The following is a 9,332-nucleotide window of genomic DNA, read 5'->3' on the forward strand; positions in this document are numbered from 1 at the left end:
CTATGCCGCAGCCCTCGAGGTGCAGGCGCAGTTCGACTATTACAACGCCAGGGCAATGGCCGATCTCAAGGCGCAGGGCGTGCGGTTCCTGCCCTTCCCCGAGGACGTGATCGCCGCGCTGCGGAACGCCTGGGCCGAGGTTCAGGACGACTTGACCGCGGCCAATGCCGATGTCGAGAAGGTGCGCGAAAGCTATGACGCCTATCTGGCCCAGGCGCGCGACTATGCCGGCGAAATGATCCTGCCGCTGCTCAAGGGCCGGATCTGAGCATCGGGGCCGGTCGTCCAGGCGGCCGGCCCTAGCCTTCGCGGGTCTCGCCTTCGAGGATCGCGGCCAGCCCCGCCCGGTAATCGGGATGGCGCAGGTGGATGCCGAGTTCCGTCTTGATCCGGTCGTTCCGCACCCGCTTGGATTCCGCATAGAAACTGGCAGCCATCGGGCCAAGACCGGCGCCCTCGAACGGGATCTCGGGGGGCAGCGGCAGGCCCAGCATCCTTGCGGCAAAGGCGATCACGTCCTGCGCGGGCGCGGGTTCGTCATCGGCGACGTTGTAGACCGCACCGGGATTCGGCCGCGCCATCGAGGCGGCAAGCACCTGCGCGATATCCTCGACATGGATGCGCGAGAAGACCTGCCCTTCCTTGACGATCCGCTGCGCATTGCCCTCGCGCAGCCGGTCGATGGCAGACCGGCCCGGACCATAGATGCCCGGCAGCCGGAAAATGTGCAGCGGCAGGCCCAGCGCCGCCCATTCCGCCTCGGCCGCGACGCGGGCCGCGCCGCGCCCGGTGGCAGGCGTCAGCGGCGTCGTCTCGTCGACCCAGCCGCCCCGATGGTCGCCATAGACCCCCGTTGTGGACAGGTAGCCGACCCAGACCAGATGCCGGGCCGCGCGCAGCGCCTTGCCCAACGCAGCAACCACCGGATCGCCACCGGCCCCGGGCGGCACGGAGGACAGGACATGGGTCGCCGCGGCCAGCGCCGGGCGCAGATCGTCGCCGGGCCAGATCACCGGCTCGACCCCTTCGGCGCGCAGCTCGTCCGCCCGCGCCGGGCTGCGGGTGGTGCCGATCACGCGCCAGCCCGGGCCAAGCGACCGGCCCAGTTCGCGCGCGGAATAGCCATGCCCGACGGAAAGTAGCGTTCCTGTCATGCGCCCAGCATCGCGCGCCCGGCGCCGCGCGGCAAGGGGGCGCACGTAGGGCTTGCGCCGGGCGGCCAAAGCGTGAAACCTGTCCCGGCACAGCCCAGGGACGCCACATAGATGCAGGACCATGCCGATGAACTGCCGCTTGTCGGCCCCGAACTGCCCGGAGCGGAGGCATTCACCGATGCCGGGGCGGCGGTCGCGCGGCTGGCCGGGATCTACCAGACCTCACGCAGTTTCCTGCGCGAGCGGTTCCGCGAAACCCTTGCGGGCCAGGCGCCGCGGGCGCGGTTCCGCGCGGTCTATCCGCAGGTGCGCTTTTCAACCGCGACCCATGCCCAGGTCGACAGCCGCCTGAGTTTCGGCCATGTCGCCGAGCCGGGAACCTATGCCGCGACGATCACGCGGCCGGACCTGTTCGCCAATTACCTGCGCCAGCAGATCGGCCTGTTGATCGCCAATCACGGCCAGCCCGTGGTGATCGGCCCGTCAGAGACGCCGATCCCGGTGCATTTCGCGGTGACGGGCGAAACCGGGCTGTCGGTCCCGCAAGAGGGCGTTCTGGACTATCCGCTGCGCGATCTGTTCGACGTGCCCGATCTGAACACCACAAACGACGACATCGTGAACGGCACGCTGTCGCTGGCCGAGGGTGCCCCCCGCCCGCTGGCCCCCTTCACCGCGCAGCGCGTGGACTACTCCCTGGCGCGGCTTGAACATTATACTGCCACCGCGCCCGAGCATTTCCAGAACCACGTCCTTTTCACCAACTACCAGTTCTATGTCGAGGAATTCGAGGCGTTCGCCCGTGCCGCGCTGGCCGATCCGGCCTCGGGCTACACCGCCTTCGTCGGCCCCGGCAATGCCGAGATCACCGCGCCCGACGCGCCCCTGCCCGCCCCGGCCAAGCTGCCGCAGATGCCGACCTATCACCTGAAACGCGCCGACGGGCAGGGCATCACGCTGGTCAATATCGGCGTCGGCCCCTCGAACGCCAAGACCGCGACCGACCATATCGCGGTCCTGCGCCCGCATGCCTGGCTCATGGTCGGCCATTGCGCCGGGCTGCGCAACAGCCAGCGGCTGGGCGATTTCGTGCTGGCGCATGGCTATCTGCGTGACGATCACGTTCTGGACGACGATCTGCCGGTCTGGGTGCCGATCCCGGCGCTCGCGGAAATCCAGGTCGCGCTTCAGGAAGCGGTGGCCCAGATCACGCAGCTTGACGGCTATGAACTCAAGCGCATCATGCGCACCGGCACGGTGGCGACCATCGACAATCGCAACTGGGAGCTGCGCGATCAGTCCGGCCCGGTGCAGCGGCTGTCACAGTCGCGCGCCATCGCGCTGGACATGGAAAGCGCGACCATTGCGGCCAACGGGTTCCGGTTCCGGGTGCCCTATGGCACGCTTTTATGCGTGTCGGACAAGCCGCTGCATGGCGAACTCAAGCTGCCGGGCATGGCCAGCGACTTCTACAAGACCCAGGTCTCGCGCCATCTGGCCATCGGAATCCGCGCGATGGAGCGGTTGCGCGACATTCCGCTGGAGCGGATTCACAGCCGCAAGCTGCGCAGCTTCGAGGAAACGGCCTTCCTCTAGGCGGAAAACGCCCACAAAATGCGTGAAAACCGTCCATTTCAATCCACAAATCGTTGTGTGCCGCCGCAATATCGAGTTTAATCCCCAGGATGAGCCCCCACAGAGGGCACGAACGAGGAGACCCTAGATGTCGAAACCGATGACCAAGACCCAGCTCGTCGCGGCCCTGGCCGAAGAAATGGGCGCTGACAAGAAGACCGCGACGGCGGCACTGGACGCGGTGACCAGCATCATCACCCGCGAAGTGGCGGCGGGCGGTTCGGTGACCCTGCCGGGCGTGGGCAAGATCTACTGCCGCGAGCGCCCCGAGCGCATGGTGCGCAACCCCGCCACCGGCGAGCAGTTCCAGAAGCCTTCGGACAAGGTCGTCAAGATGACCATCGCCAAAGCCCTGAAGGACAGCGTGAACGGCTGAGGTCCGCGCCTTTCCGCAGCGCCGGAAACGGTTCAGGGTCGCCCGCGTGGCGGCCCTTTCGCTTTGGGGGGAGCAATGGATCTGCGCGCGCTGGCGATGGACCTGGCCTTCGCCTACACGACGATCTTCCCGGGTCTCGTCGCCACGCTGATCTGGTTCCTGCTGGTGCGCCGGATCGGCGCGGTGCGGGCGGCGACCTTCCACTTCCTCAGCCCGTTCTTCGGCGTGTCCATCGCCGCGCTCCTGCTGGGCGAGACGCTGGGGCCGCTGGACGTGACGGGTGTCGTCGTCATCATGGCGGGAATCCTGGCCGTGCAATTGTCAAAACAGACCCGCACGACCGCGCCGTCCGACCGCCAAGGCTGACCGTCCACGGGGGCGCTCGCCCGTAAAGAGTTGGATAACGCCGCGCCGTCCCCTATGCTGGTGCCCATGACCCCCTTTGACGTGCCGCAACCCATACCCCCTGCTCCGAATGCCGCCGGGCCGGACCTGGCCGCGCTGATCGCCTGCCCGCGCTGCGATGCGGTCTATCGCGCGGTCCAGCCCGGCCCCGGCGAGCGCGCGGTCTGCGCATGCTGCAAGACGGTGCTGATCGCGCCGCGCCGCCGGGCGGGCCAGCACCTGATCGCGGTCGCGGTGGCGGTCGTGGTATTGGTCGTGGCGGCAACGCTGGCCCCCTTCCTTGCCATCGAGGCGGCGGGGCGCCGCAATGCCAGTTCGGTGCTTGACGCCGCACTGGCCTTTGCCGCAAACGGGCCGGTCGCGATCCTTGCGCTGGCGGTGGCGGCGCTGATCGTCTTCATCCCGGTGCTGCGCGCGCTTCTGGTGATCTATGTGCTCGGCCCGGTCGTTCTTGACCGCCCGCCTGCGCCCCATGCCGCCGCCGCGTTCCGGCTGTCCGAGGACCTGCGGCCCTGGTCGATGGCCGAGATCTTCGTCATCGGCTGTGCGGTTGCGCTGGTCAAGATCGCCGATCTGGCGCAAGTCCATTTCGGCCCCGCCTTCTGGATGTTCGCCGCCCTTGTCGTCCTGGTGGTGGTGCAGGACGGATTCATGTGCAGGTATTCGGTATGGAAATCGCTGGAACGCTGAGAACCGTGCGCGAGATGGGGCTGGTGGCCTGCACGAGCTGCACCCGGGTCTGGCCCGCGGGCACGGACCGCTGCGGGCGCTGCGGGCATCGGCTGCACACGCGCGCGCCGATGGCGCTGCAACGGGTCTGGGCGTGGTGGCTGGTCGGCGTGATCGCCTATGTGCCCGCCAATCTCTACCCGATGCTGTCCACCCGCACGCTCATTGCCTCGCAGGAGGCCACGATCATCGGCGGCGCGGTCGACCTGGCCCGCAACGGCAACTGGGGCATCGCGCTGGTGATCCTGACCGCCTCGGTCGCGATCCCGCTGGGCAAGTTCCTGGCCATCGCCATGCTGGCGCTGGGCGTGCGCCATGGCAGCGCGCTGTCCGGCAGCCGCCGCCAGCAGCTTTACCAGGTGGTGGAATATATCGGCCGCTGGTCCATGATCGACGTCTTCGTGGTCGCGATCCTGGCCTCGCTGGTGCAGCTTGGCGCCGTCGCTTCGGTCAGCCCCGGCCCGGCCAGCCTGTTCTTCGCGCTGTCGGTGATCTTCACCATGCTCTCGGCACAAAGCTTCGACAGCCGCCTGATCTGGGACGCCGCGCGGGAGGGGCGCCGCGCATGACCGACCTGCCGCCCGAAACCCCCGTCGAGCCCGCCCGCCGCAGCCTGCTGGAACGGCTCTCCATCGTCTGGGTGATCCCGGCCGCGGCGCTGGCGATCGCGCTGGGGGTGGCCTGGAACAGCTATGCCGAACGCGGCCCGCTTCTGGAACTGGTGTTCGAGACCGCCTCGGGCATCCGCGCGGGCGAGACCGAGCTGCGCTATCGCGATGTGACCGTGGGGATCGTGGAAAGCGTCGCCTTCACCGAGGGGCTGGACCGGGTGCTGGTCGGCGTCCGGCTGGATCGCGACGTGGCCGAATTCGTGGACGAGGACGCGCAATTCTGGGTGGTCCGCGCCGAGGTGACGCCGCGCGGCGTGTCGGGGCTGGAAACCGTGCTGTCGGGCACCTTCATCGAGGGCATGTGGGACGACACGCCCCGCGGCTTCGTCCAGCGCCACGAGGCTTCGACCACAGCACCGCTGAACCGCGAGGGGCGCGCCGCGCTCCGGCTGCGGTTGCGTGCGGCAGGCTCGGCCTCGCTGACGGCCGAGGCGCCCATCGTCTATCGCGGCATCGAAGTCGGCCGGATCGGCCGGGCTGAAGTGTTCGAGGACGGCGCCACGGTCGAGGCCGAGGCCATCATCTTCGCCCCGCATGACCGCCTGATTTCCTCGGCGACGCGGTTCTGGGATACCTCGGGTTTCCGCTTCTCGCTGGGACCGGGGGGCGCGCGGCTCGATTTCGACTCGATCGCCTCGCTGGTCTCGGGCGGGATCACCTTCCGCACCATGGTTTCGGGCGGCGCGCCGGTCGAGCCGGGCACGCAGTTCAACGTCTATTCCGACGAAGCCGCGGCGCGCGCCAGCCTGTTCGGCGCAGATGAGGGCGAGTTGCTGAAGCTGACCGTGATCTTCGAGGAGAATGTCAGCGGTCTGGCCGTGGACGCGCCCGTGGACCTGGGCGGCATCCGCATCGGCAAGGTGACGGCGCTGGGCGGGATCGTGGATGCCGTGCGCTTCGGCGACGAGCGGGTGCGCCTGACTGCGACGCTGGCGATCCGGCCGGGCCAGTTGGGCCTTGACGGCAGGCCCGACCCCGAAGCCGCGCTTGATTACCTTGCCGCCCGCGTGGACGAGGGGCTGCGCGCGCGGATGGTCACGGCCTCGCTGCTGACCGGCGGGCTCAAGGTCGAACTGGTCGAGATGGCCGATGCGCCGCCCGCCGCGCTGGATCGCGCGGCAAGCCCGAACCCGGTCCTGCCCACCGCGCCGGCCGAGATCGCCGATGCCGCCGCCACCGCCGAGGGGATCTATAACCGTATCAATGCCTTGCCCATCGAACAGGTGATGGAAAGCGCCATCGCCGCGCTCGACAATATTGCCCGTCTGGCAGGCAGCGAGGATATCCGCGCCGTGCCGGGAGAGGTGCGCGCCCTGCTGGGCGAGGCGCGCGGGCTTGTCGGCACCGACGAGGCACAGGCGCTGCCCGGGCGGCTCTCGGCGGCGGTGGGCGAACTGGAAACGCTGGTCGCGCGGCTGAACGAAAGCGATGCCGCCGGGCGGCTGGGCGCGGCCATCGACGCGGCCGCGGCCGCCGCCGCACGGGTCGAAGGCACGGTCGAGGGCGTGCCCGAACTGGTCGCCCGCCTGACCGCGATCGCCGAGAATGCCGAGGCCGTGCCGCTGGACGAACTGGCCGCGCGTCTTTCGGCGCTGATGGACGCGGCGGCGCGGCTGGTCGATACCGATGCCGCCCGCGCCCTGCCTGCCGATCTGTCGGCCGCGCTGGGCGAGTTGCGCAATGTGCTGGCCGAGCTGCGCGACGGCGGCGTGATCGAGAACGCCAATGTAACGCTCGCCTCGGCCCGGGCCGCCGCCGACGGGTTCTCGGCCGCCGCCGAAGACCTGCCCGCCCTTCTGAGCCGCGCCCGCGCCGTGCTGGACGAGGCCGCCGCCACGATCCGAGACTATGACGCGACGCGCGGGGTCGGTCGTGACCTTGGCCCCGCGATCCGCGAGGTCGAGCGCGCTGCCCGCGCCGTCTCGACGCTGGCGCGGACGCTGGAACGCAACCCCAATTCGATCCTGTTCGGACGCTAGAGATGAAACACGCTCCCCTGCTCGCCCTTGCGCTGGCCACCCTTGCCGCGGGCTGCGCCGGCACCCCACCCCAGCGCTACACCGTGCCGGAAGCGCCGGTCGCAGGCCCGCGCCTGCCCTCGGCCTTTGCGACCATCGCGCTGCGCGAGGTGGCACTGCCCGCCTATGCCGCTTCGGACGAAATCCATGTCCGCGGCGCGGACGGGGCGCTGACGCCCGCGCCTTCGGCGCTCTGGGCCGACGATCCGGCCCGCGCGATCACCGGCGATCTGGCGCACTATCTGGGCCGGATGACCGGCGCGACAGTCGCTGCCGAGCCCTGGCCCTTCTTCGAGCGCGCCAATGCCACGCTGGAGGTGCGCGTTTCCGACATGCTGGCCGAGGCGGAAGGCCGGTTCCGGCTGTCGGGCCAGTATTTCGTGGCCCCCGAACAGGGGCGGCGCGGGCGTTCGGGCAGCTTTGCCATCACGACAGGAATTGCCCCGGGCGGGGGCCCGGCCGCCATCGCCGCAGCGCGCGGCGAGGCACTGCGCGACCTTGCGGCGCTGATCGCGCGCGAAGGGCTGCGTTAGAGCAGACGCGGAGAACCGAGCGTCTATCTTGTGCTGTCGATCTGGCCGATGCCCGCAGCCCCGGCCCGCGGCCCCTCGCCGACCCAGAGTTCCAGCCGACCGGGTCTTGGCTTTCTGGGCGAGTCGGTGAAATCGCGGGCCACAGCACCCAGCCGCCGGGCCAGCATCCGGGCCGCCTCGGCATCCTGGCGGTTGAAAAAGCGCACATCGGTTTCGCGGATCGCAACCCGCACACGGGCAGGCTGTGCCATGTCATACCCGGCCCTGACCAGCGTCGCGACCACTTGGGCCACGCCGCCCTCGGACACCGAAGGCGGAATGAAGACGCTGACGAAGACGTCCTTTACAGGCGGCAGCGGCGCCTTCGCAGGTTGGGCGTCGGGCGGACGGAGGGGGAAAGACAGGTCCGCCGGAGCGCGCGGCGGCCCCGCCACGGAAACGGCGCCTTCAGGCGCCGGAAGCCTCGCGGCCGGTGGATTCGCTTGCGGGGCGGTCGCTGCCAGGCCGCCGACCCAGGGGGCGGCAATGGGCACAGGCGCGACCGGGACCGGACCGGCAAACGCCGCAGGTGGCGTGGACAGACGGGCGGCCCGGGGAGGGAAGACCGGACCCGGAAATGCGGCTGACAGGGGGAACGACGCCGCCTCGACGAGAGGCGCCCGGGACAGGGCATGTGCAACCGTCATTGCGGCTGGCGGGCGCGATAGACCCGCCGTCGCAACCCGGGCTGGGGGCAGGTCGGGCATCGTTCCGGCCGCGCGCATCGTTCCGGGTCCGGCCGGGCCGATGGGAGGCGGCTCGGGTCAGGCAGTCCCTGCTGGCGGTTCCCCGGCGAGCGGCAGCTCGAGCGCCGGGACAGACAGCTGTCCGGGTCGGCGCAGCACGGGTGTCGAACTCGCGGGAAGCCCCGATGCGGCATCCAGCGACGGCGCGCCGGTTTCGGTCGGCAGAACCGTTGCGAGCATTGGGCGCGAGGGGTCGGGCCCTGCGCCGGCCGGCACCGCGCGGCGATCCTTCATGCCGACAAGCTGCATCGCGGCGATGCCGAAGACCAGACCCAGGGCAAAGGCGGCAAGGACCAGCACGGCCCTGCGGAGTCGGCCATGCCGCCGATCCGCGCCACCCCGTTCCGCGGCCCGGGCCTGGGCAAGCGCCACCTTCAGCCGCGGCGCTTCGGACGAGCGATCTGCGATCCGATTCGCGACCGTGAGTAGCGGCCCACGCACCGACGCCGTGCGGGACGGTCGCCCGGGGACCAGTTCAGCGTCTCGGTCCGGGGACCTTGCCGCCTGCCCCGTTGGGGTATCGCCTCCCTGCGATGACCGGCGCGGCGACGAGACAGGGGCCGGGACCGCGTCGGGCCGGACCTTTCCGCACTCTCCCGCATCCGGGGCCGAACAACCCCCTGTCCGGGACGCCTTTTCGGCAAGCACCTTCGCGCGTTGAAGGCGCGCTTCCTCCAGGCGCTTCTGCCACGCCTCGGAACTCAGAAGTTCGATGACCTTCGCCCGTTCCGACCCGGCCGAGTCGGGTCCGGACGGCGGCAAATCCTCTCCAATCCCCTCGCCCATTCCGCTCACCCCCAAGCGGGGCATCCCATCGGCGCGACCGTCCTGCAGGTTACGGACCGGCCGACCGGCCACAGCGTCGGAAAAACTGCCGCACATCCCCGGATGGAATTCTACCCCAAGGCCCCCTTTGGCACAACGTCGCAGTTCCGGCCCAAACCCCCGCCGGATGCCCCGGCACGGACCGGGCCGTGTCCCTTCGGCAACTCAGCCCTCCGGCACGGGTTTCAGAAAGCCGAAATC

The 9,332-nt window shown here is 70.0% G+C and carries 9 protein-coding genes and 2 pseudogenes; 8 read left to right on the top strand and 3 right to left on the bottom strand.

Going from position 1 to position 9,332, the window contains the following annotated elements; translation table 11 throughout:
• Window positions 1–268, top strand: a pseudogene (locus ENN83_RS11905) (ABC transporter substrate-binding protein); the annotation flags it as partial.
• A gap of 31 nt (window positions 269–299) precedes the next feature.
• Here ENN83_RS11905 and ENN83_RS11910 read toward each other — a convergent pair.
• Window positions 300–1,154, bottom strand: coding sequence for an SDR family oxidoreductase (locus ENN83_RS11910; RefSeq protein WP_287187300.1), 855 nt, complete (start codon window positions 1,152–1,154; stop codon window positions 300–302).
• 111 nt (window positions 1,155–1,265) lie between these two features.
• On the opposite strand from ENN83_RS11910, the gene ENN83_RS11915 reads away from it, so the two are divergent.
• The 7 genes and pseudogenes from ENN83_RS11915 (at window position 1,266) to ENN83_RS11945 (ending at window position 7,521) form a co-directional block, all read left to right on the top strand.
• Window positions 1,266–2,750 carry an AMP nucleosidase gene (locus ENN83_RS11915; protein ID WP_287187302.1) on the top strand — a complete coding sequence of 495 codons (1,485 nt, stop codon included), beginning with the start codon at window positions 1,266–1,268 and terminating at the stop codon, window positions 2,748–2,750.
• A gap of 127 nt (window positions 2,751–2,877) precedes the next feature.
• Entirely contained in the window at window positions 2,878–3,165 is a 288-nt protein-coding gene (locus ENN83_RS11920) for an HU family DNA-binding protein (protein ID WP_132694502.1), read from the top strand.
• 102 nt (window positions 3,166–3,267) lie between these two features.
• A pseudogene (locus tag ENN83_RS11925) lies at window positions 3,268–3,531 on the top strand (EamA family transporter); the annotation flags it as partial.
• Between the two features lie 66 nt (window positions 3,532–3,597).
• Window positions 3,598–4,260 carry a paraquat-inducible protein A gene (locus ENN83_RS11930; RefSeq protein WP_287187304.1) on the top strand — a complete coding sequence of 221 codons (663 nt, stop codon included), beginning with the start codon at window positions 3,598–3,600 and terminating at the stop codon, window positions 4,258–4,260.
• Window positions 4,261–4,274: 14 nt separating this feature from the next.
• Entirely contained in the window at window positions 4,275–4,868 is a 594-nt protein-coding gene (locus tag ENN83_RS11935; RefSeq protein ID WP_287187314.1) for a paraquat-inducible protein A, read from the top strand.
• On the top strand, window positions 4,865–6,949 hold the full coding sequence (locus tag ENN83_RS11940) for an MlaD family protein (protein WP_287187306.1): 2,085 nt from the start codon (window positions 4,865–4,867) through the stop codon (window positions 6,947–6,949). Before ENN83_RS11935 ends, ENN83_RS11940 begins: the two co-directional genes overlap by 4 nt.
• 2 nt (window positions 6,950–6,951) lie before the next feature.
• Window positions 6,952–7,521 carry a PqiC family protein gene (locus ENN83_RS11945; protein ID WP_287187308.1) on the top strand — a complete coding sequence of 190 codons (570 nt, stop codon included), beginning with the start codon at window positions 6,952–6,954 and terminating at the stop codon, window positions 7,519–7,521.
• Window positions 7,522–7,544: 23 nt separating this feature from the next.
• Here ENN83_RS11945 and ENN83_RS11950 read toward each other — a convergent pair whose 3' ends face one another.
• Together ENN83_RS11950 and ENN83_RS11955 are read right to left on the bottom strand one after the other, a co-directional pair.
• On the bottom strand, window positions 7,545–7,829 hold the full coding sequence (locus tag ENN83_RS11950; protein ID WP_287187310.1) for a hypothetical protein: 285 nt from the start codon (window positions 7,827–7,829) through the stop codon (window positions 7,545–7,547).
• A gap of 495 nt (window positions 7,830–8,324) precedes the next feature.
• Window positions 8,325–8,606, bottom strand: a complete 282-nt coding sequence (locus ENN83_RS11955; RefSeq protein ID WP_287187312.1) for a hypothetical protein — start codon at window positions 8,604–8,606, stop codon at window positions 8,325–8,327.
• Window positions 8,607–9,332 lie beyond the last annotated feature (726 nt).

Source organism: Rhodovulum sp., assembly GCF_011048875.1.
GTDB classification, from domain to species: domain Bacteria; phylum Pseudomonadota; class Alphaproteobacteria; order Rhodobacterales; family Rhodobacteraceae; genus Rhodovulum; species Rhodovulum tesquicola.